Genomic DNA, 21,995 nt, shown 5'->3' with positions numbered 1-21,995 from the left:
CCAGCCCGCAGGCGCCTCCCCTGCGCGGGAGCGGCGATGAGGATCGATCTCCAACATCAATCCAGCGGTCGGCGCCCCCGTGCCGGCGATCGGCCCCGGTCGCCGGGAATGGGCGACCGCCCGGTCGCCGCATCGCCGCATCGCCGCGTCGCAAGCCTGCCCTCCCGGACGCGTTATTGCGGCTGCGCGGCCGTCATCTCGGCTTGCAGGCGACGCAGCCGCCAGGGATCGGCGCCGGCGGTTCGGGCGTGCTCCAAATCCGCTGCGGCCGCGTCCATCCGGCCCAGGAGCACGTGGGCGTGGGCGCGGTCGAGCAACAACATCGCGTCGGGCCGTTCGGGATGCAGCCGGCGGTCGATCTCGGCGACGGCGGTTCGCAGATCGCGGCGGGCGGCGGCGGGCTCATCCAATTGGCGATGAACGCGGGCGCGGCGGATCAGCCAGGAACTCCGCCAGCGCGAATTGGCCAGCTCGCGCTCGATCTCCTCGAGCGCCTGCGTTCCCAATCCCGCGTCTAACTGGGCCTCGACGCGTTCAATCGTCAGGACGACGCTGGGGTTCGCCTCGATGGCCGACTCCAGCATGGCCAGACGTTCGTCGTGCCGCTCCAGTTGTCCCAGCAAGCGACTGTGCTGCAGGCGCCAATCGACTTCCCCCGGCGCCGCCCGACAGGCGGCGTCGCAGGCTCGCAGGGCCGCTTCCGTCTGGCCCGAGGCCAACAGAATCTCGCTTTGCAGCATCTGGACCCGCCCTTCCTCGGCGGGCGAATCGACCAGCCTTTCCGCACGGCGCGCGGTCTCCAAGGCCGGTGCGAGACGGTTCTCCCGCAATTGTACCCGCCCCAGTTCCAGGTGCGCGGGGAAGTACGCGGCGTCCAGCGCGATCGAGGCGTGCAAATCCTCCGCGGCCTGCTCCAGGCGTCCCAGGAGGCGGTACTCGCACGCCCGCCGGTACAGGTGGGGAGCGGAGCGACCGTCGCGCTCCATCAACCGCGTCAGGTCTTCGATCACATGCTCCGGGCTGTCATGCGCCAGACAAACGCCCAGCGGTAAGGAGAGCCACAGGCAGCAAAGCGTCAGGGGCGCGCGAGGCATTTATTCTTCCTGCTCCGTCCGAGCTTCCTTCTCGGCCTTTTCCTCCACGACCTCCTTTTCGTCCTGCGGAACGAAGATGAAGTAGGCGTCCAGCGTGAAATCGCTGCTGTCGATTTTTCTGTTGTGGCCTTCGATGGCGAGGAGATTCTCGTCGGGCCGCAGATGTTTTCGGGCTCCCGGCAGGGGGATGTAGTGGTAGCCGTCGGCCTCGTGGCTGTCGATTTTGCCCGCGTCCGTGCCGCTTCCTTTCTTCACGCCGACCCGCTGCACTTCCTGGCCGTTCAGATAGGCGATAAAGCCGTCGTCGTAGTTGATCACCAGGCCCAGTTCGCCCGCCGCGGCCGGGGGCTCGCCGAACTCCGTCCGTGTATAGACGACGGAGTATTTGCCGCGCATCCCCTTGAGCTGAGTCATGTCATCGTCGTCTCCGTAGCCGAAGCCGGCGCGGCCGGAACTCCAGCCCTCGGTGTGGAAATCGAACTCGTTCCAGTCCTCCGGCGGATGCTCGCCCGCCAGGTATTCCCAGTGTTCGTGCGGCTTGACGAGTTGCACCGCGTTCTTCGGCACGAGGACTCGGGGCAGCTTCCCCGGCGGTCGCATCTCCTCCGGCGACGGCGGTTCGGGGCGCCACGGATCGGCGATCCGCTGCGGACTGACCTCGCCCCGCTTGACGATCTGGAACAGATCCCGCGTCTCCCCGTGTTTATTGATCATCACGGCGGTCAAAGCGTCCCCGTCGACGTCGACGACGACCGACCCGTGCTCCAGGAGGATCCGCTTCATCACCGGCATCGTTCCCTTCCGGGACAGTCCCGCGCCCCCGTGTCCGGCGACCACCTGGACGGCGCCCTCGTTGGGCCGCAGACCGGCGCTCTTGCGATAGGAACCGTCGCCAGAGGGATCGCCGTCGCCGTCGTCCAACACCACGCCCTCGGCCGTCGTGGGGGTGGCGTAGGCGCCGTCGATCAACATCGACCGCTCGTAGATATGCGAATGCCCCGTCAGCACTAAATCGACGCCCGCCGATTCCAGGATCGGCATGACGTGCGTCCGCATCTCCACCAGTTGCCGCTCGCGATCGCTGTCGTGGGAGCCCTTGGTGTACGGGGGGTGATGCCAGAAGGCGATCAACCAGTCGGCGTTCGTTTTTTCCAGATCCGCTCTCAACCACTGGGCCATCGCCCCCGCGGGACTCCGGTCCAGGTCGTGAGAGTCCAGGCAGACGAAATGCACGCGGCCGTAGTCGAACGCGTAGTAGGCCTCCGTGCCGGACGCCGCGCCCCCCGCCTCGCCGCGCGTCGGCACGCGATAGGCGTCGTAATAGGGGCCGACGCCCGTCTCCCCCTTGGACGTGTGCCCCTCGTGATTTCCCATGGCCGGCCAGCAGACGACGTTCCGCAGGGTCGGCTGGTAGATCTCGAAGAACCGCTCCTGGAATTGATCGTCCGTTCCCGAGCCGTACGCCATATCGCCGACGTGCACGTACAGATCCAGCGGACGGTCTTGATCCCCGGTGAACTGACGCATGGCGTCGTGAACCAGCTTCTGATCCTTGCCGCCGGTGCCCGAATCGCCGACCACCCAGAACCGCAGCGGTCGAGCCTGTCCCGGTTGCGGATGCGTGGCGAAGCGGTGATCCGCGTCGCCGCCGGCCAGCGCCCGCTCACCGTCGAACACCTGATAGTAATACTCGGTGCCCGCCTCCAATCCGGTCAGCTGCGCTTCGTATTGGTAGGTCTGTTCCGGAGCGCTGTGCAAGCGGGGCAAGTCGTCGCCGTTCGACTGATCCGGAGAGACGCGGACCGTAATCCCGTCGTCCTCGACGACGTGATCCAACTGGTCGGGGCTCCGGCCGTAGCGGACCGTCGGTCGAATCGGCCCCTCCGTGCGCCACAGGATCGCCATCGAATCGGGCGTGCCCATTTGCAGATAGGGGCCCCGGCTTAAAACCCCGTCGGCGGATCTGGCGGGCGATCCGCAGGCCGCCAGGGCGCACACGAGCGCAACCTGCCAGGACAGCCGACGCCAGCGAACGGATTGCAGCATCGAAGTCCCCAGAAAATGCAGACGCAGAACGGAACGTCGAGCCGATCGTAAGACCCGCCCCGCCGGCGAACAACGTGTCTCGGACTGCAGGGCCGCCGTCGCGTGACGCAGGCGCCAGGGCGGGCGACGAAGGGAACGACCGCTGGCTGAGTCGCAGCGGTCCCCCGGCGGTCCCCCGGACGTGACGTCCATATTTAATCGCGCTTCACCCGCCGTCCGGCGGGGTCCCGCCTGACCGCGGACGCGCCGCGGGAGCGTTAATAACTCAAAGCGGCCCAGCCGAGGCCGGCGGCGAGGAGGGCGGCGATCGCCGTCAGGGCGGCGGCGCCGCGGAGCAGCGTGCCGCCCTGCAGCGGGCGGACGTCGCCGTCCGGCGGCGGGCCCTCCTCCAGCGCCGCGGGGTCGTCCCGCGTCACCCGGCGGGCCAGCGCCCGCACCCACGCTTCCCGGGCGCGGGCGGCGTCCGGCCGTTCGTCGGGACGCACCCCCGGCGGTTGGCGGCCGAGCTTTTCGAAGGCGAGGAGGATGTCGCCCTGGAAGCCGAGCGAGGAGGCCAGGTACCAGACCTCCGCCGCGTCCGCCCCGGCGTGCCGGCCGTCCTGTTCGAAGTCGTGGTAGAACCGATAGCCGCGGTCCCGCGTGCCGTAGGAGCGCCACTCCAACAGGTCGCGGCCCCAGGCGTCGCCGTACTTCGCCTGCAGGGATTCGTCCGCCCAGTAGGTCAGGCACCGGCGGATCAGGTCGGCGTCGCGGGCGGCGGGGCCGGACAGCGTGCGGACGCCGTCCAGCAGGTCGTGCAAGCGGTCCCGTTCCCGTTCCAGATCCGGCCGGCGGCCGTGATGACCCGCCGCCCGCAGGTCGAGCACGGCGTGAATGACCGGTTCCACACGGTCGGCGACTTCGGGCGTCATGGGCGCTGGCGTGGGGGAGGCGACGGGCGAGCCCGGCGGTTGGCCGTGCGGGAGGCGGACTGGGGAACCGACCGGAGACTGGTGCTCGTCACGAATCGGCGGGGGCGGCGAAGAGCGTGAACTGCAACGACCCGGTGCGGCCGTCCTTCGCCCGCAGCCAGAGGCGGCCTTCGGCGTCGTCGCGGCGGGTCGTGGCCAGATCGTTCACCCGAATGCCCAGGTAGGGCCATTCCTCCACCTCCCGCCACCGGGACCCCTCGCGGTTCACGGACCAATAGGTCCAGCGGCGGTCGCCGTTCTTGGGGGGCAGGTCGCGCGGCAGCGGTTCCGGGGTGAGCCGCAGGGAGTCGAGGGCCCGGTCGTAGACCTCGTTCACCTTGTCCATCCGGGCGACCTTCCACTGCAACTCGCCGGACAGCAGCCGCGTGACCTCCGCGTCCGGCAGTTCGCTCGCCACGCCGATCCAGAACCGCCACCCGCCGCCGAGCCATTCCTGCTGCAACTCCGACCAGAGGCGGTTCTCGTCGACGTCGTAATAGAAGGGGGCGGTGAAGTAGTCCGCCCCGCCCGGGTCCGGCCGCAGCGAGGCCAGCACGGACCGGAAGCACCCGCCCAGGTCGTCGTGGTCGTAGAGCGGCAGGTCCGACGGGGCGCGGCGGGCGTCGGTGAAGATCGACACCGCCCCCACCGCCCGGCAGAGCTCCTGATAGGCGAACCACGGGTGCAGCCCGCGGGCGGCGGCGACCTGCGCCACCGGCGGCAGGGCGTTGTTGACGGCCTGCAGGCGAAACAGGCGCTCCAGATCGTCGGCATTCGCCCCGCCGAAGCTCGCCCCGCGGTCGAGCATCTGCCGGGAGGCCTTGTCCGCCGCCGCGCTGAGCCGGTCCCGGGCCGCCGCCAGCAGCCCGGACCGCAGTCCGGACCAGGCGTCGCAGCGGAGCAGCGGCGGGATGTAGGCGTCGTCCAGTTCCACCGCGGCGCCGGCCCCGTCGCCCAGTCGCAGCCGGCAGAGCGGCAGCGTTTCGTAACCGCCGGCGCCGGGCACGCCCCCGCCCGTTTCCTCCCCGGCGATCAGCTTGGCGTTGAGCCGGCGGAAGGCGACGTCCTGCGGGTGCCCGGGCTCGTTCTCGTCGTCCACCTCGCGGCGGTCCAGCAGATAGCGGGCGTTGTCCGCGGGGTTGGCGGCGACGTTGGACCGCCCGGCCTCCGCCAGCGGGACCGCGAGGTGGATCGTCAACGGCCCGCCGGCCGCGAACGCGGAGGGCGGCACCGGCAGGGGGTCGAGGGAGGCGTTGCCCGGCGCCAGCAGGTGCGTGCCGTTCCGGAATCGCGCCCGCACCCGCGGCACGCGCAACACGCCGTCGCGCAGCCCGTCGAGGTCCAGTTCCACGTCCGCCAGGCCGTAGGGATACGGCGCGTGCCATGTCTCGCCGCGGGCGACGCGGGTCGCCACGGCGTTCTCCCCGGCCTGCAAATGCTGCGGGCCAAGGAACATCCCCTCGTGCCAGTGGACGAAAGAGGGCATGCGGGCGTGGGGTGGGGGCGGGCGGCGGTCGCCGGGGCGGTCGCCCCGGCGCGCACAGTCTCTCGATCCGCCCGTTTCGTTCAACGTCGCTCGAACCGGGCGACCGGTCGCGGGGGGAGGCCGCGGGGGCGGGGAGGCCCTGCGGGAGGGTGCGGGCCCCTCAGCTCTCGGCGATCGGCACGACGACGGAGCGGAACCCGTCGGCCCTCCCCATCCCGCCGGCGTCCCCCTCACCGGCGGCGGACCAGGTGGTGTAGCCCAACCGGGCGTGCGGGCCGCCGAGGTGCAGGGCGGGGGTCTCCTCGGACCGCAGGCGCAGTTCGAAGTCGAAGTCGAACTCGGGCCCGGCGTACAGCCGCACGAGATCGGCCGCGACCCGGTGGGCGGCACCGTCCGGCAGCAGGGAACAGAAGTCCTTCAGCGACAGCGGCCCGATCACCACGCGGAACCGCCCCTGCGCGTCCCGCACCCGGGCGCCGACGACCGCGTCGCGGCCCAGCCGGGGCGGCGCCGCGGAGGACAGCTGGCAGCGGTCCTCGGGATCGAGGTGCAGCCACTGGCCCACGAACGTCTGCACCGTGACGGGCGCCGTCAGACAGTGCCTCAGCAACACTTCCAGCCCGGCCGCCGAGCGGTTCGGCCCCGCCAGCAGGCCGGCGTAGTACCGCAGCCGGTCGTCCGACAGCGCCAGCCGCGGGGCCGGCGCGTGCCGCACCGACTCCCGCAGGCGGGACGCGGGTCCGGCCAGCCCGGCGATCGCCAGCAGGGCGTCCCCGGCGGGATCGTCGGCGGGCCGGCCGGCGACGGGATCGGTGAGGTAGGCCCGGCGCCGGGCGGGATCGGCGGCGACGGTCGCCTCGCCGGCGGCGGCCCGCTCGTGGGCGGCCCACGGCCGGTACTTCACCCAGGCCCGGTAGAACAGCCCCGCCAGACGGTGGGTGAACAGGTCCAGGAACTCGTGCAGCGTCGAGTCCCGCGGGTCCCGCCGCCGTTGTTGGATCAGCTCCGTGTAGTGCCGCGGCAGCACGCCGGAGGCGCCGACCAACCCGAAGTGATTCAGCCAGACCCGCGGCGCCGTCGCCAGCGGATCGGCCGCCGCGTCGCCCGCCCCCGCCGACCGCTCGCCGGTCGCGGACCGCCTGGGGGGCGTCGGCGGTTCGATCAGGTCGATGGAACTGGCGGGGAAGTCCAGCCGCGCTCGCGTCCGGAAGCGGCAAACCGGTTCCAGATCGGGCTCGCCCGCGCGGCCGCGTTCGCCGCGCCGGGTCTCGTCCAGCACGGTCGGGTCGGGACCGCGGCCGGGACGCAGCTTCGTGAGCAGCCGGACGGCCTGGAAGAACTCGAACCGCGAGCCGTCCCGCAGGAGCCGGCGACCGAGATCCGGGTCGCGGTCCGGATCGCCGGAGTACGGCTTCGACGCCGCAGACGGCGGCGCCGAACGGGACGGAGCGGGCGGCGGCGGCGGGGCGGGCGGGGCGCTCATCAGACGAGGTCCCGACCGCCGGCGCGCACCGGCCAGACGCGGAAGGGCCGCGGGTCGCCGCTCCAGCGGGCGCGCAACTGGGTGAAGGAGTTCAGCGAGGCGTAGCGGCTGACGAACCGGTCCAGCACGTTGGCGAACAGCGTGCCGCTGCCGCCGGTGAACCGGGCGCGGTCCAGGTCCAGCGTGATCTCCACGCCCCGGGCGAACACCGCGTGCCGGCCGTCCGGCACGCGCTTGGTGGAGCGGCGGGAGTTGACGGCGACGATGCCCGCGATCTGGGCCGCGGCGGCCCGGGCGCCCTCGGGATCGCCGGTCAGGGCTTCGCCGTACAGCGCCAGAATCTCCCGCAGGGCCGCGGCCCCGTCGGCGCCGCCGGTCAGGCTCAGGTGGTTCAGGGCCAGATGCGAGATCAGCCGCCAGCGCCCGTGGTCGGCGGGCACGCGGCGGGGGGCGCTGAAGCGACCCAGCAGGACCGGGGGCCGGATCGGCCGGGGCTCCTCCAACTGCAACCCCCAGTCCGGCGGGGCGGTCAGGGGGTGGGGCAGATCGCGGTTCGTGCAGGTCAGCCGGCAGGCGACCACCTCCGGCGGGGCGTGCCGCGGGTTGAACGCCAGGTCGACCAAGGTCAGGGAGACGTCGGAACCGGCGTCCCGGGCCCGCAGGCTCGGCCGCCGCCGGGCGTGGAAGAACGTGCCGCCGCCGACCTCCTCCCCGTCCGGCCCGCCGAGTCCGCCGGAGGCCAGCGCCCCCCCGCCGCCGTGCCCGGAGCCGTAGTAGGGGGCGAACTCCTTGACGGCGCCGGTCGTCGGATCGGTCGCGGTGACGGCGTCCACCGAATACACCTCGAATCCCCGCGGCCGCCGGTAGTCCGGGACGACAGGGTATTCGGCGGTGCGGTGGGAAATCAGCCGCGGCTCCGCGTGGTGGGAGAACAGGTTGACGACCGGCACGCAGCCCAGTTGCAGGTTGCCGGCGCCCACCCGCCCGGCGAGGCCGTCCCGCCCGGCCCCGTCCGACCCCGCGGGGTCGAGCGAGCGGCTCAGCAGCACGGTAACCGTCAGTTCCGGCCCGGCGGTCGCCGCCGCCGCGGCCAGCCCCCGCAGATCGAAGAACAGGAACCGCTCCGGGAAGGCGAAGTACTCCGTCAGCAGCCGGTAGCCGGGAAAGCTCGGCCCGGGGCTGGGCAGCAGGGCTTCGTCGTCGTCGAATCCGGCCGGAACGAGGGCCTCGACCGCCGACCGGGCGATCGGCCGGGTTCCGGGGGCGCCGGTCCCGGACGAATACGCGACCGTCTCGGCCCGACTCGCGAACAGGTCGAACAGGGCGAACCCCGTGCGGGCGCCGTCCGGGTCCGCCAGGTGCAGGCGCAGGACGTCCAGCGGTTTGCCGTTCGCCCCCCGCAGTTCGGAGATCGGCCGCCCGGTGACGCTGCGGAGCGTGAACCGCACCGCCGCCGGGGCGTCCGCCAGTTTGCCGGTCAGGCCGAACGAATCCGGGAACGGGGCCGTCGCGTACGCCGCCGCGGAGACCTCCAACGGCCACACGTCCAGCGCCGCGGCGGTGCGGAACCGGCACCGCACGCGGGGGTCGTCCAGTTCCGCGGTGCGGATCATCGTGCCCCGCGGCAGATGCAGCGGGCCCTCCTGCGGGCCGACCGACGGGTCGGGGCGAAACTGCACCACCCCCATCGCCGGCACGGGGGCGAGATAGTGCGGGTACAGCACCGACAGCAACGCGTCGGTCAGTTCCGGGAACTCGTCCTCCAACTTCAACCGCACGCGGGCGGTGAGGAAGGCGAAGGCCTGAATCAGCCGCTCGACGTGCGGGTCCTCGCTCTTGCCGCCGTCGAGGACCAGCCGGTCGGCGATCTTCGGACGCGCCCGGCCGAACTCGGAGGCGAGGCCCCGCGTGGCGGCCAGTTCGCTCTCGTACAGTCGTTCCAGATCGTCGCGCACGCCGAAGGTCGTGGGGGGAAACGGGCGTCGGGGGATCGGTCGCGGCGCCGTCCGCCGCGACCGCCCGTTATCCCCGCCCCCACCGCCGGGGGGAAGGGAAGCCGCGGCGGGCCGCCGACCCGGGACCGGGCTACACGCTCAAACCGGCCTTCAGACCCAATTCCGGGGCGGAGACGACGCAGTGACCGTCGCGGGAGTCGATTTCGGTGGTCAGTTGCAGGCGCTCCCGCAGCGGGTCCATCCGCAGCACCGCGGTGATCCGCAGCGTGACGTGACGGATCGCATCGCCCCCGTCGCGGCCGTCGGCGGCGACGGGGACGACCTGCACCTCCTCGAGCCGCGGCTCGAACCGCTCCAACGTGAGCCGCACCGCCTCCGCCTGCAGCCGGGCGGACCCGGGGTCGTCGGCGGAGACCGCGGTGAAGTCCGGTACCCCGTAGGAGAGCAAGGACTCCGCCAGCGGGCCGTCCTCCCTCGGCGAGTCGTCCTCGTCCGGCGGCGGCCAACTGCGGACGGTGTTTAATAAGGCTTCCACGTCGCGCAGCACGCTGACGATCAGGTGCTCCGGCCGCGGCCGCCGGGCGGAGGGGCGGTCCTGGGCTTCGTCCGGATCGTCGTCCAGCAGCCGCTCCAACAGGGAGTGGCGCAGCCGTTGCGGACCGGAGGCGTCGGAGCGGCGGGCCATGGACGGGGGCGTATTGAAACCGCGGGGGCGGAGGGCAGGGGCGACAGGATCGCCGATGAGCGCCCGTCGTTCGAGCCCGGACCCCGCGCAAACCGAGCCGGCGCCCGAACCGGGCCTTCCGCCGGCCGACGGCACGCCGGCCGTTCGGAGGTCCCGCCGCCGGACGCCAGTCCCTGCTCCATCAGCCCATCTGGAAGAGGGCGTTTTCGACCCGGACCGTCGGGGCGTGGAAGTCCCCCAACCCCTTGATCAGAATGATCGCGTAGGCGGCGTGGCCGGCCCGTTTATTGGCGTCGGTGAAGGCCTGGGCGGTCACGATTGCGGCCATATAAAACATCGCGATGCCCTTCCACCGGTCGTTGCCGACGGCCGGCCGGCCGACCGGGTTGCTCACCGTCTGAAACATTCGCTCCACCAGATAACGCCCGCCGACGGTCGAGGGGTAGGCGGTCCTCTGAGCGAAATACACCATCCGCTCGGGGGCCACGTTGGGGGCGAGCCGCTGGTGGATCCGCTTGAGGTGATCCATGTTCCGCCCGAGCGACGGCCCGGCGGGGCCGTCGCCGTGGGCGGGGATATACTGCTCCAGCAGCGCCTTGGCGGCCGGCCGGGCGGGGGCGTAATCGCCGCACAGCCAGTGCGTCGCCTTATCGATCGCCCGTTCCCGGACCGTCGCGCCCCCGGCCCCGCCCGTTTGATAGTCGTTCGGGTCGCGGACGTTGTCGTTGAGCAGTCGGGTCAACTCGTCGCTTTGGACCCGCGGGATGAGGGAGGTGATATACTGCCATCTGGCCTCCACCGCCTCACGTTCCCAGTCGCAGAAGTCGCCGGCGAAGTCTTTGATGATCGACGAGTTGACGTCCATCTTGTTGGACTTGGCCTTATCGTAGACCAGTTCCAGAAACTTTTTCGCAGTGGGCCGGCCGACGCTGCGGGCGAGTCGCTCGAACTTTGGCCCGGCGGTCCGGTCGTCCCGGATCGAACGGCGCCACTTGACCTTGTCCGAAGTGAAGAGCCCCATTGCGGTCTATCTTTGAGGATGGAGGGAACGCGGGCGCGGCGCCCGCGGGGAGGGAGCACGGAGGCGCGACGGACCGAGGCCGGTCGCGCCCCTGCGCGAAAGCCGAGAGTTCTTCACGGACCGCGCCGGCGTCGGCGCGATCGACAGCGGCGCCGGGCCGAGACCGGAAACTACGTCGAGCCGGGGAACGCGATCTCGGCGAGTTCCGCCGAGGGGCGCTCGTCGGCGTCCCCGTCGTCGCCGCAGCGGAACAGCCGGCCGCCCAGTCCGAACGCCGGGCCGGGCGTGCCGTCGTCGGCGGGGGGGAAGCCGACCCACTCCGTGGTCCGGCCCAGGCGCACGGCGTCGTCCTCCGCCTCGTGGCTGTTCGGATACAGGCCGGGCAGGAAGCCGCGGCGTTCGGTGCCGTCGGCGAACTCCAGCGTGACCCCGCGGAACAGCACGCTCCGCGGGCTCGTCACCGGTTCGAAGACGACCCGCGCCAACGTCGACAGCGGGACCCAGCGGTAGTGCGGGCCTTCGAAGAACTCCAACACCGGGGCGAGCAGGTCGTCCGCGTCGCGGAAATCCGCCACTTCGACCGGCTCGCCGGCGGCGGGGCGATCCCCGCCGCGGGCCGTCAGCGTGAGCAGCGCCGGTCGCGGCGGGGGCGGAACGAGCAGCTCGGCGGCGGGGGACGGATCGTCCCCGCACAGCGCCGCCAGGGCGTCCAGCCGGGGCCGGAGTTCCTCGCGGTCGGCGTCCCGCAGGGCCGGGGCGACGCCGTTCGTGAAGCAGGCCCGCCGCTCGCGTTCGGCGGCGAGGCAGTCGCGGTAGGACCGGATCGCCAGTTCCAGATCGCTGCGCAGCGCCTGGAGCGTGTCGAGCTGCCGGCCGGCCCGGTCCAGATCGCCGGCGAACGCGCTCAACTCAAACAGGAACGTGCGGGCGCCGTCGTCGGCCGGGGCGGCTTTGACCTTGGCGAGTTGGGCGGCGACGGCGTCGTCCAGCCGGCCTTCACGAAACAGTTCGTCGGCGGTCACGGAGCGGTCCCGGCGGGAAGGGGAGGGGGAAGAAACGGAAACGAGCGCCGGAGGGAACATGTACGGCCGCCCCGGGGGACGGCCGTACGACGCGCCTCAAGCCCACGCGAGGACTCGAACCGGGCCGGTTCAGGCCGGGGCGGCTCAAACCGAAGCGGTCCACGCCGGGGCCTACTTCTTCTCGTTGGCGGCGATGTCCCAGCCGAACGGCACGGGGGTGTCGCCGCCGCCTTCCTTCTTCTGCGGGACGTACTCGTAGGAGAACGCGCCGAAGTTCAGGGACACGTTCTCCGTCAGCCGATCTTCGCCGCCGGACCCGCCAAGGGAGATGGAGGTGACGATCACGTCCTCCATCTTCAGCTTGATATACTCAAGCGGGGTTTCGCCGGCCTTGCGGACGACCAGATTGGCCTCCTTGTAGTGCTTCCCGTTGGCGCAGGCCATCGCGAGTTTGGTCGAGGCCTTGTCGACGAACTTGGTGATCGACAGGTCCTGGAAGCTGGCCTTGCCGGCGCCGCTGCCGGCGCCGACGTGGGTGGTGCCGGACTGGCTCATGCCCCAGCTCCACGCGAGGACGTCCATCTCGTCCTTATGGACCTTGTCCTGGGCCTCGCCCTTGACGTCGTCGATTTTGAGAAACATGTCCACGGCCATCGGTCTTGCCTTCGCAGAATGAAATGGATGAGGTCGGCCCGGAGATCGCGACGGTTCGGGTCGCGTTCGGGTCGGGGGCCGCGGCGTGCGGCCCGGGGGGGAAGCGCCCCGGTCGCCGGGGACGCGCTGTTATCGAGTCGGGCGGCGGGGATGTTGCGCGCGGTCCCCCCGATTCAAAAAAAAAGCCCGCGAACTCGTCGGAAGGACGAGCCCGCGGGCGACGGGGCCGCGATCTACTTGCCGCCGCCGGGCAGGTCGGCGACGAGGCTGAGGTTCGCGCTCAGCGCTTCCAACTGGAAGTGCGGACGCATATACGCCCGGGCGGAGTAATGGCCCGGCTTGCCGGGGATCTCTTCCACCTTCACCTGGGCTTCCTTCAGCGGACGTTCCGCCTTGCCCTTGGGGCCGACCATGCTCGGGTCCGCGAGCGTGTAGTTATTAATCCAGCGGTTCAGCCAAGCCTCGCACTCGTCCCGTTCCATGAACGAGCCGATCTTGTCCCGGGCCATGCACTTCAGGTAGTGGGCGAACCGGCTGGTCACGTAGATGTATTGCAGCGCGGTGGAGAGCGCGGCGTTGGCGTTGGCGGCGTCGCGGTCGTATTTAATCGCCTTCTGGCAGCTCTGGGCGCTGAAGAACGCGGCGTAGTCCGTGTCCTTGCAGTGCAGCAGCGGCATGAAGCCGAGGTCGGCCAGTTCCTTTTCGCGGCGGTCGGAGATGGCGACCTCCGTGGGGCACTTGGCGGCCACGTCGCCCTCGTCGGTTTTGAAGGTGTGAACCGGCAGGCCCTCCACCTTCCCGCCGCCCTCGACGCCGCGGATCGTCGCCAGCCAGCCGCAGTCCGCGAAGGAGCGGGCCAGGTTGCCGGCGAACGCCCACGCGGCGTTCCCCCACAGATACTTGGAGTGGTCCCGGCCGTCGATATCTTCTTGGAAGTCGAAGGCGTCGACCTGGGTTTCGCTCTCCCCGTTGCCGTAGGGCACCCGCATCAGCGTGTGCGGCAGGGTGAGGCCGACGTAACGGCTGTCTTCGCTCTCGCGGAAGCTCCGCCACTTGGTGTACTCGGGCGTCTCGAAGATCTTCGCCAGATCCCGGGGGGCGCCGATGTCGCTGAAGGACTCCAGCCCGAACATCCCGGCGTTGGCGGCGCCGACGAACGGGGCGTGGGCGGCGGCGGCGATCTCCGCGAGCCGCTCCAGCAGAGCCATGTCCTGGGCCCCGCGGCCGAATTCATAGTCCCCGATCAGCGTGCCGTAGGGGCTGCCGCCGAACTGGTCGTACTCCTCGGTATAGATCGCCTTGAACAGGGCGCTCTGGTCGAACTCGCTGGCGCGTTCGAGGTCCTTCAGCAGGTCCTTCTTGCTGGCGTTGAGGACGCGAATCTTCAGGCTGGTGCCCGTTTCCGCGTTCTGCACGAGGTAGTGCAGGCCCCGCCAGCTGCTTTCCAGCTTCTGAAACGCCTCGTGGTGGAGAATCTGGTTGAGCTGGGCGGACAATTTGGCGTCGATCTCCGCGATCGCCGCCTGGAGCGTTTTGTCCGCGTACTTCGAGGCTTGAACCCCCGGGGTCATCAACGTTTTGACGAACTCTTCGACCAGCGGCTTGGCCTGGGTGCGCTCGTAATCGTCGAGCGGGCGGATGCCGGTGTCGATAATCTGGTCCAGCAGGCTGGACTCGCCGGTTTGGGCGGCGGCGCTCTGCTGCGGAGCGGCGGCGGCGTCAGTAGACATGGGGGGCGGACTTGCTGGGAACGAGCGGGGGAACGGCGGGGCGCCGGGAACGAACGGGGGGCGGCGGCACGGGGCCGCCGGGCCTCAGGCGGGCTCAGGCGTCGTCGGATTTGCCGTCGGCGTTCACGCCGAGATCCTTCGCCAGCGCGGCGCGGGATTCCGAGTTGTCCAACACCTGTTGGAGCAGGCCGTCGAGCTTGTCGTTCCCCTCCAGCTTGCCCAGCAGGCTCTTCAACTTCTCGCGGGTCTCCAGCAGCTTGGCCATCGGTTCGACCTGCCGGGCGACGTTCTCCGGGGAGAAGTCGGCCATGGAGCGGAACTTCAGCTCGACGTTCAACTGGCTGTCCGGGTCGCCGCTGAGCTTGTCGTCCACCTTCATCGCGGCCCGCGGGGCCATCCCCTTGAGCACGTCGTCGAAGTTGTCCCGGTCGATCTGCGTGAACTTCCGCTGCTTCAGGGGGGCCAGCGGGTTGTCCGGGTCCGGCTGGCCGGTGAAGTCGCCCATCACGCCCATCACGAAGGGCAGTTCCTTCTCTTCCATCGCCCCGCCGGTTTCGACCTCGTATTTGATCTGCACGCGCGGGGGACGCACGCGGTCGAGCTTCTTCTGCAAGCTGGCTTTGCCGGCCATCGATTCACCTGGGGGGAGAGGAGGGGGGAGTCTTCGCGGGCCGTTCCGGGCCCTCGGTCGCGTCGCGTCGTCTGCGGACGGAACCGGCGCTGCGGCGGCGCCCGTCCGGTTATCCGACCGGAGCCGGCGATCGTTGCCCCGAAAATCTAAGGGGAGCAAAGATCGGCCGTCCGGGGCCTCAAGTCACTGGAACCAAGTCACTGCAACCCAATCGCCGCAACGTCCTTCGCACGTCTGCACTCGTCTGCCGTCGCCTGCTTGCTCAATAGTCGTCCTCCGATTTCGGTTCGGGCACGCCGAGCGTCTCGCGGATCTTACTCAACACATCGGAATCTTTGACCAGTTCAGCGAGAACGTCCGTCAGCGGCAACTCCGCCCAGCGGATCGCCCGCTCCACCAACAGGGAGACCGGGCTGTGCGGCTCGGCGGTGCGGAAGTAGTCCACCGCCTGCCGCAGGCGGTTCACGGCCTCCGCCCGGGTGCGGGGCGGTCCGGCCGGGGCGCCCGCCGGCCCGCCGCCGGGCGCGGCCGCCGCGGCGGCCGGGGCGTCGTCCGCTCCGGCGTCCTCGCCGTCCGACGACGCGACCGCGGCGTCGAGGTCCGCGCCGGGGAAGGCCAGTTCGAAGGCGTCCCGCACCGCGTCCCGCCGATCCCGCAGGGCGTCGCGCAGCGACTCGCCGGACGGCTTGAAGTCCTCCGCCCGCATCGATTTCGGCAGGACGCTGTCGTACTTCTCGAAGGAGGCCTCGAACCCCTGATCCACCGCCTGCTCCAGCGCGTTCAGCGCGGCGAGGCAGGCGTCAATCTCCGCGGCGGCGGTCTGGTAAAAGGCTTTGCGCAGGTCGGCGTTGGGGGTGTCCGGCGGCGTGTCGAGTTCCCGGGCCCGCAGGCGGCGGGGGAGGTCCGGGCCGGACGCGTCCATCAGCGAGGCCAACCGGGTGGACCGCGCCTCCAGATCGTCGGCGGCGTCCTCCTCGCCCACCCGCGGGTACAGGTCGTCCCAGTACTGTTCGCACAGTTTGCCGGCGACCTCCAGGGCCGCCCCCAGCCCCGCGACCCCGTGCAGCTCCAGGGCCGCCTCGGAGAAGGAGGTCAGCAGGTCGAGATCCTTGGAGGTTTCCGCGAGCGCCGTCGTCGCCCGATCGCGGACCTCCTTCCACCCGAGGGCCCCCGGCTCTTCGCTCCGCAGTTCCTTGGCGAGGTCGCGGATTTCGAACTTCTCGGAGCCGTAGCCCAGTTCCTCCCCGCACGGGTCGTCTCCCGGGCAGGGGGCGACGAGATCGTCAACGCGGAAGGGCAGACCGGCGGACATCATAATTCTCAACGGGGGGACGCGGGAACCTACTCCACGGGGGCCAGGGGGCAACTCGGTGCGAGGCGGCGGGGGGATTTGCTAGGCCAAGGTCCGGCGGATCTCCCGGCCGAGACGGGCGAGGGCTTGGGCGTGCAGCCGGCTGGCCCAGCCGCGGCTGATGCCGATGCGGGCGCCGGCGTCCTTCAGGGACCGTCCCTCGAAGTAGACGTCGTGGATCAGCGAGGCCGCGTCCCGGGGCAGCTCGTCCACGAGCGTCCGCAGGCGGGCGAAGAACTCCGCGGCGTCCGCGGCGTCCGCGGGACCGACGCCGGGATCGACCGGGTCGGACCGCCGCCCGCCCCGCGCCGCGGACTGCGACAGCAGGAAGACCGCCGTCAGGCTGCGGCCGGTCGTTCCCAGCCAGGCGGCGTCGCTTTCCGGAGCGGGGGCGCCGGCGGGCTCCCCGGCGTCGGCGTCCTCGGCGTCGGGACGCCGCTCCGCCCGTTGCCGCAGCAGTTCGTTGGCGGCCCGGTCGGCGCGGAGGTCCGCCGTCCGCGCCCCGCTGAACCAAGCCATCTTGCCGATCCCGTCGTAAATCGAGCCGCGAATCCGGTAGTAGGCGTAGGTGGCGAACTGGACGCCGGCGGCCGGATTGAATCCGCGGGCCGCCTGCATCAACCCGATCTGGCCGTAGCCGATCAGGTCGTCGAGTTCGACGGCGACCGGCAGTTTTACGGCCACTTTTAATGCGATCGAACGCACGAGGCCCTGGTGGCTCTCGATCTGCGCCTGTTGCAGGGGCGACAGCGGCCCGGGCGACGACAGCGGCCCGGGCGACGACAGGGAGCCGGGGGACGATAACGGGCCGGCGGGCGGAGACGCCGGCCGGACGAGGGTCGCGGCGGTCATGTTGGGCGCCCCCCCGTGGATTGGCCGCGGCCGCGGAGGGCGTCCAGGCGCTCCCGAGCGGCGGGATCGTGGAGCAGGCGCTCCGCGATCCAGTCCCGCGCCCGGCGTTGCAGGCCCGGGGGCAGGATCGGGGCGGGAGCCGCTTCGGCCGGCGGGCCGCCGATCACCGTATCCGCGACAGCCCGGGCGGCGTCGGCCCGCGACGTGCGGCCGGAGCGGGACGCCGCCTGCTGAAGCGCCTCCCGCACCGCGTCCGCCAGGCCGTCGTCCGCATTCGCCTCCGAACTCGCCTTTAAAGACGCCTCCGAGGCCGGCGGAGCCGGACGCGAGGCGGACGGGTCGGCGGCCGGCGAGTCCCCCCGCGGCGGAGCCTGCTGCGGCAGAAACTCCAGGGGACGTTCGTCCGGGGGCGGATTGGCGGGGACCGTCGAGGGCGACACGGGGAGAGAGAATTGTGGGGAGACCGGGGCGAGACGGCGGGGCCTCAGCCGTGGAGCGGGACGAGCCTAACGTGTCCGGTTGCTGGCGGCGCGGTGGCTGACTTGTCAGTTTGTCGACCGTCTGATCCCGGTCGTGGCCTGGGAGATCTTCCCGGGCCCGCGGTCCGCGGCTCTGGCAAAGCGGCGTTCAACGCGTCCGGCCGTCGTCAACTGGCGACCGCGCTTCCGCCGTCGCTGGGTTTATGAACTTTCGGCTGACTTCGTTCGTCTCGGCTCGGGCTCGCGCCTCGGCGTGCGGCTCTCGTCCCCCTCACCTCCGCCCCAATATCGCCCGCCCGTGGACGTCGATCTCAAGTCGCTCATCGCGAAGCTCAACGCCCCCTGTCGCGGCGCGTTGGAGTCCGCCGCGGGGCTGTGCCTCTCGCGGACGAACTACCACGTCGAGCCGGAGCACTGGCTGTTCCGCCTGCTCGACCTGTCCGACGGCGACCTGCCCCGCATCCTGCGGCACTACGGCGTGGAGCCCTCCCGGGTGGAGGTCAGCCTCTCCAACAGCCTGGACCGACTGAAGACCGGCAACGGCCGGGCGCCGACCCTCTCCCCGCGGGTCGTCGATCTCGCCCGGGAGGCGTGGGTGCTGGCCAGCGTGCAGTACGGCGCCCCGGCGGTGCGCAGCGGCCACATCCTGCTGGCCGCCCTGACCGACCGGGAACTGTCCCGGCTGCTCCTCGACGCCGCCCCGCAGCTGTCGTCGGTCTCCGCGGAGGGCCTGAAGAGCCAGTTGGAAGAGATCTGCGACGGCTCCGCCGAGGACGTCGCTCCCGCCGCGGTGGCGAGCTTCGGCGAGGGCGGCGGGTCCGGATCGAAGGCCGGCGGCCGGAAGGGCTCCGCGGGCACCGAATCCCTCGATAAATACACCGTGGACCTCACCGCCCGCGCCCGGGCCGGCGAGATCGACCCGGTCCTCGGCCGCGACGCGGAGATCCGGCAGATTATCGACGTGTTGATGCGGCGTCGGCAGAACAACCCGATCCTCACCGGCGAGGCGGGCGTCGGCAAAACCGCGGTCGTGGAGGGCTTCGCCCTGCGGATCGCCGTCGGCGACGTGCCGGAGCCGCTCAAGAACGTGGTTCTCCGCACCCTCGACCTCGGCCTGTTGCAGGCCGGCGCCGGGATGAAGGGCGAGTTCGAAAACCGCCTCCGCGGCGTCATCGACGAGGTGAAGAGCAGCCCGATCCCGGTGATCCTGTTCGTGGACGAGGCCCACACCCTGATCGGCGCCGGCGGGCAGGCCGGGCAGGGCGACGCCGCGAACCTCCTCAAGCCGGCCCTGGCCCGCGGCGAATTGCGGACCGTCGCCGCGACCACCTGGGCGGAGTACAAAAAGTACTTCGAAAAGGACGCCGCCATGGCCCGGCGGTTCCAGGTGGTCAAGGTCGAGGAGCCGGACGAGGAGCGGGCGATTCAGATGATGGAGGGCCTCGCCGCCACCCTGCAGGCCCACCACGGGCTGGAGATTCTGCAGGAAGCCGTCGAGGATAGCGTGCGGCTGTCCCACCGCTATATTCCCGGCCGGCAGCTCCCGGATAAATCGGTCAGCCTGCTGGACACCGCCGCCGCCAAGGTGGCGTTGGGCAACGGGGCGACGCCCGCCGCCGTGGAGGACGCCCGCCGCCGGGTGCAGATGTTGGACACCAAGATCCGCCTGCTGACCCGGGAGGCCGCCAGCGGCGGCGACCACGCCGATCGCCTCGTCGAACTCGAAGCCGACAAGGCCGAGGGCGAAGCGAACCGCGCCCGCTTGGAGGCGAAGTGGGAACTGGAGCAGGGCCTCGTCGATCAGATCCGCGAGATCCGCCGGACCCTCGGGGCGGACGCCCTCCGCCCTCAAACCGCCGCCGCCGGCGACGGGGCGGAGGAGGGCGCCGAGGCGTCCGAACCGCTGTCGAAGGCCGACCGCGAGAAGCTGGTCGACGATCTGGAAACCCTAAACGAGGAGCTGAAAAGCGCCCAGGGCGAGGAACCGCTGATGCAGCCCTGCGTGGACAGCGCCGCGGTCGCCGCGGTGGTCTCCAGCTGGACCGGCATCCCGGTCGGCCGGATGCTGACCGACGAAATTAAAAAGGTCGCCGAGCTGGAATCCCACATGCGGGAGCGGGTCGTCGGTCAGGACCACGCCCTCAACCAAATCGCCAAGCGGATTCAGACCGCCCGGGCCGGACTGACCGACCCCCGCCGGCCGATCGGCGTGTTCCTGCTGGTCGGCCCCAGCGGCGTCGGCAAGACGGAGACCGCCCTGACCCTCGCCGAAATCCTGTACGGCGGGGAGCGGAACGTCGTCACCATCAACATGAGCGAGTATCAGGAGTCCCACACCGTCAGCGGCCTGAAGGGCTCCCCCCCGGGCTACGTCGGCTACGGCGAGGGCGGCGTGCTGACCGAGGCCGTCCGTCGCCGGCCCTATTCCGTCGTCCTGCTGGACGAGTTGGAGAAGGCCCACACGGACGTCCACGAGCTGTTCTATCAGGTGTTCGACAAGGGCACGCTGGAGGACGGCGAGGGCCGGGTGATCGACTTCAAGAACACCGTGATCCTCTGCACCAGTAACGCCGCCAGCGACCGCATCCAGGCCCTCACCGCGGACCCGGACACCCGCCCGGAGCCGGACGCCCTGGCCGAGGCGATCCAGCCCGGCCTGCTGGAATCCTTCGCCCCGGCGTTCCTGGGCCGGATGACGGTGGTGCCCTACTTCAGCCTCTCCGACGAGGTGCTGCGGAGCATCATCGGGTTGAACATCGGCAAGATCCGGGACCGTCTGGCCCTGAACCACGGGGCGACGCTGGAGGTGACGGACGCCGTCGTCGAGGCGATCCTCGACCGCTGCCGCAGCGTGGAGACCGGCGCCCGCAACGTCGACCACATACTGACCGGCAGCGTGCTGCCGGCCGTCTCCAAGGAGATCCTCGGCCGCATGGCCGCGGAGGAGGAGATCGAGCGCGTGAAGGTGGACGTCGGCGACGGCGGGGCGTTCGTCTACGAGATCGCCTGACCGACCGGGGCGTCGGACGGCGGGTCCGGGTCGGGAGCGGTTTCCCGCGCAACCGACCCGCCCCGGCGTCGGATAACGGGGGCGTTCGGACCGCCTCCGATTGACCGTCCCCTTCGCCCCATCGCATGTCCTCGCCCACTTTCGTCGGCCGCGGCTCGATGGGGCACCCAGTCGCCAGCTCCGGCTTGGACGGCGCCGCCGGGGGGGCCGCCGTGTGTTCAAGTTCGTTGCGGGGGCGGGTCGTCGTCGCGGCAGGCGGCGGTCGCGCGCGAGACGCCGTCGCGAATATGGACCTGAGCGAACGGTTCGAGGCGGCGCTACGCATGGCGCCGGCGAAGTTGTCGGGAGCGTTGCGGGAGGAGTTCGAGGAGGTACTGTCCCCGACGAACATTGCGATCGTCGTGGGCGTGCTCGTGGTCTGGGCCGGCGCGCACGCGACTCCGGTGGGTTGGATTGCGGACGTGGCCCTGTTTCTCGCCGGGCTCGTCGCCCTTGGCTGGGAGGCGTGGCATGCCGCCCGGCTGCTGTGGGGGTTCGTCGACGGCGTCCGAACCGCGGAAACGCGGGCCGACCTCGACGCCGCGGCGGACAAGCTCGCCCAGGTCGTCGTGATAGTCGGGGTGGGGGCGCTCATAGCCCTCGTCACCCGCGGGGCGGGCCGCTCGGCGCGGGCCGGGAGAGCGTCGGCGGCGGCAGGCCAGGTTCCCCGTTTCCGGCGAGTGGCTCAACGACTCGGCTTGAGCCGCTTGGCTCCGAAGCAGGAGGCGGGCCTGCGAACCGCGATCGCGTTCATGGAGGAGTACTTCCCGCTGAGTCGCCGCCGATCGCAATCCTCAGACAGTTTTCGCGACGCGGTCGACGACGACCTCGCCGGCTACATTCGCGGAATCGACCTGTCTGAGGACGTCGTTCCGCTGGTCGGCCGGAACGCCTTGCCGACCGGAACGCGGTTGATCGGCTACCGGCAGGTCTGGGTCGACCGTCGGTCGCTGCAGGTGATCGATTCTTTCTGGGACTCCGCCACCGGGACGGTCGGGCCGACCCGGGAGTTCGGAAAGTTCTATACGGATCCGGGAACGCCCCGGCAGAATCTGGGCATCGCCGACGGAAACGTGCTGGTGGACATCGACCGGCTATTCGAACTGGAACGGGCGGCCGGCAAGGCGGGCCGCACCGCCGGCGACGCCCGCGCCTTCAAAGACGCGTTGCGCCGCCGTTATCCGGACACGGATCCGACAGACCTGATCGTGGAACGGCAGCAGCTGACCTATCACGTCCATGAGCCGACCCCGGCCCTTCAGAGCCGCACTTCGGCGACCCGCGACGCTTGGTCTACGCACGAGAGCCATCCCGCCGCCGGCGGCGGGATTCAATACATGATTCCGGACGCGGAGAAGCGACTCCGCATACTGCACCGGCAGGACGTGACGACCCGGTTGCGGCGGCTCCGCGACGCCGGCCTCACGAACCCGCCCGTTCCCGGCCGCCGTCGCCCCTAGCGATTGCCGAATCCGCCCGGCCGCCGACTCCGTTCCTGTTCCGCCTT

General features: G+C 70.9%; 17 protein-coding genes. 2 read left to right on the top strand and 15 right to left on the bottom strand.

Going from position 1 to position 21,995, the window contains the following annotated elements:
• Nucleotides 1–173 precede the first annotated feature (173 nt).
• The 15 genes from CA12_RS01670 to CA12_RS01600 all read right to left on the bottom strand — a co-directional run bounded on the left by CA12_RS01670 (nt 174) and on the right by CA12_RS01600 (nt 17,400).
• Nucleotides 174–1,094, bottom strand: a complete 921-nt coding sequence (locus tag CA12_RS01670; protein WP_145356967.1) for a tetratricopeptide repeat protein — start codon at nt 1,092–1,094, stop codon at nt 174–176.
• Nucleotides 1,095–3,140: a purple acid phosphatase family protein gene (locus CA12_RS01665; RefSeq protein ID WP_165700496.1), complete on the bottom strand. Its 2,046-nt coding sequence runs from the start codon at nt 3,138–3,140 to the stop codon at nt 1,095–1,097.
• A 257-nt stretch (nt 3,141–3,397) separates the two neighbouring features.
• Complete coding sequence (locus CA12_RS01660) at nt 3,398–4,051, bottom strand: DotU family type IV/VI secretion system protein (RefSeq protein ID WP_145356963.1); 654 nt, start codon at nt 4,049–4,051, stop codon at nt 3,398–3,400.
• Nucleotides 4,052–4,139: 88 nt separating this feature from the next.
• Complete coding sequence (gene tssK, locus CA12_RS01655; RefSeq protein WP_145356960.1) at nt 4,140–5,576, bottom strand: type VI secretion system baseplate subunit TssK; 1,437 nt, start codon at nt 5,574–5,576, stop codon at nt 4,140–4,142.
• Between the two features lie 160 nt (nt 5,577–5,736).
• On the bottom strand, nt 5,737–7,059 hold the full coding sequence (tssG, locus tag CA12_RS01650) for a type VI secretion system baseplate subunit TssG (RefSeq protein WP_145356958.1): 1,323 nt from the start codon (nt 7,057–7,059) through the stop codon (nt 5,737–5,739).
• Nucleotides 7,059–9,014 carry a type VI secretion system baseplate subunit TssF gene (gene tssF / locus CA12_RS01645; protein ID WP_165700495.1) on the bottom strand — a complete coding sequence of 652 codons (1,956 nt, stop codon included), beginning with the start codon at nt 9,012–9,014 and terminating at the stop codon, nt 7,059–7,061. Before tssF ends, tssG begins: the two co-directional genes overlap by 1 nt.
• A gap of 130 nt (nt 9,015–9,144) precedes the next feature.
• Entirely contained in the window at nt 9,145–9,699 is a 555-nt protein-coding gene (tssE, locus tag CA12_RS01640) for a type VI secretion system baseplate subunit TssE (protein ID WP_145356954.1), read from the bottom strand.
• Between the two features lie 181 nt (nt 9,700–9,880).
• Nucleotides 9,881–10,720, bottom strand: a complete 840-nt coding sequence (locus CA12_RS01635) for a hypothetical protein (protein ID WP_145356952.1) — start codon at nt 10,718–10,720, stop codon at nt 9,881–9,883.
• A gap of 170 nt (nt 10,721–10,890) precedes the next feature.
• Nucleotides 10,891–11,742 (bottom strand): type VI secretion system accessory protein TagJ, encoded by an 852-nt coding sequence (locus CA12_RS01630; RefSeq protein WP_165700494.1) that lies wholly within the window; start codon nt 11,740–11,742, stop codon nt 10,891–10,893.
• A gap of 171 nt (nt 11,743–11,913) precedes the next feature.
• Nucleotides 11,914–12,396, bottom strand: a complete 483-nt coding sequence (locus CA12_RS01625; protein ID WP_145356948.1) for an Hcp family type VI secretion system effector — start codon at nt 12,394–12,396, stop codon at nt 11,914–11,916.
• A 233-nt stretch (nt 12,397–12,629) separates the two neighbouring features.
• A complete protein-coding gene (tssC, locus tag CA12_RS01620) occupies nt 12,630–14,126 on the bottom strand; it encodes a type VI secretion system contractile sheath large subunit (RefSeq protein ID WP_145356946.1) in 1,497 nt (498 codons plus the stop codon).
• A gap of 94 nt (nt 14,127–14,220) precedes the next feature.
• On the bottom strand, nt 14,221–14,757 hold the full coding sequence (tssB, locus tag CA12_RS01615; RefSeq protein ID WP_145356944.1) for a type VI secretion system contractile sheath small subunit: 537 nt from the start codon (nt 14,755–14,757) through the stop codon (nt 14,221–14,223).
• Between the two features lie 262 nt (nt 14,758–15,019).
• A complete protein-coding gene (locus CA12_RS01610) occupies nt 15,020–16,072 on the bottom strand; it encodes a type VI secretion system protein TssA (RefSeq protein ID WP_145356942.1) in 1,053 nt (350 codons plus the stop codon).
• A 78-nt stretch (nt 16,073–16,150) separates the two neighbouring features.
• Nucleotides 16,151–16,960 (bottom strand): sigma-70 family RNA polymerase sigma factor, encoded by an 810-nt coding sequence (locus CA12_RS01605; protein ID WP_145356940.1) that lies wholly within the window; start codon nt 16,958–16,960, stop codon nt 16,151–16,153.
• Nucleotides 16,957–17,400, bottom strand: coding sequence for a hypothetical protein (locus CA12_RS01600; protein WP_145356938.1), 444 nt, complete (start codon nt 17,398–17,400; stop codon nt 16,957–16,959). The genes CA12_RS01605 and CA12_RS01600 overlap by 4 nt, the downstream gene beginning before the upstream one ends.
• Before the next feature lie 337 nt (nt 17,401–17,737).
• Between CA12_RS01600 and tssH the strand changes: the two genes are divergently transcribed.
• Both tssH and CA12_RS01590 read left to right on the top strand, forming a co-directional pair.
• Entirely contained in the window at nt 17,738–20,449 is a 2,712-nt protein-coding gene (tssH, locus tag CA12_RS01595) for a type VI secretion system ATPase TssH (protein WP_145356936.1), read from the top strand.
• 125 nt (nt 20,450–20,574) lie between these two features.
• Nucleotides 20,575–21,948: a hypothetical protein gene (locus CA12_RS01590; protein ID WP_145356934.1), complete on the top strand. Its 1,374-nt coding sequence runs from the start codon at nt 20,575–20,577 to the stop codon at nt 21,946–21,948.
• The last annotated feature ends 47 nt before the right edge of the window (nt 21,949–21,995 follow it).

The sequence above is a fragment of the Alienimonas californiensis genome, from assembly GCF_007743815.1.
Lineage (GTDB): Bacteria > Planctomycetota > Planctomycetia > Planctomycetales > Planctomycetaceae > Alienimonas > Alienimonas californiensis.
This window is presented reverse-complemented; position numbering and strand designations above follow the sequence as displayed.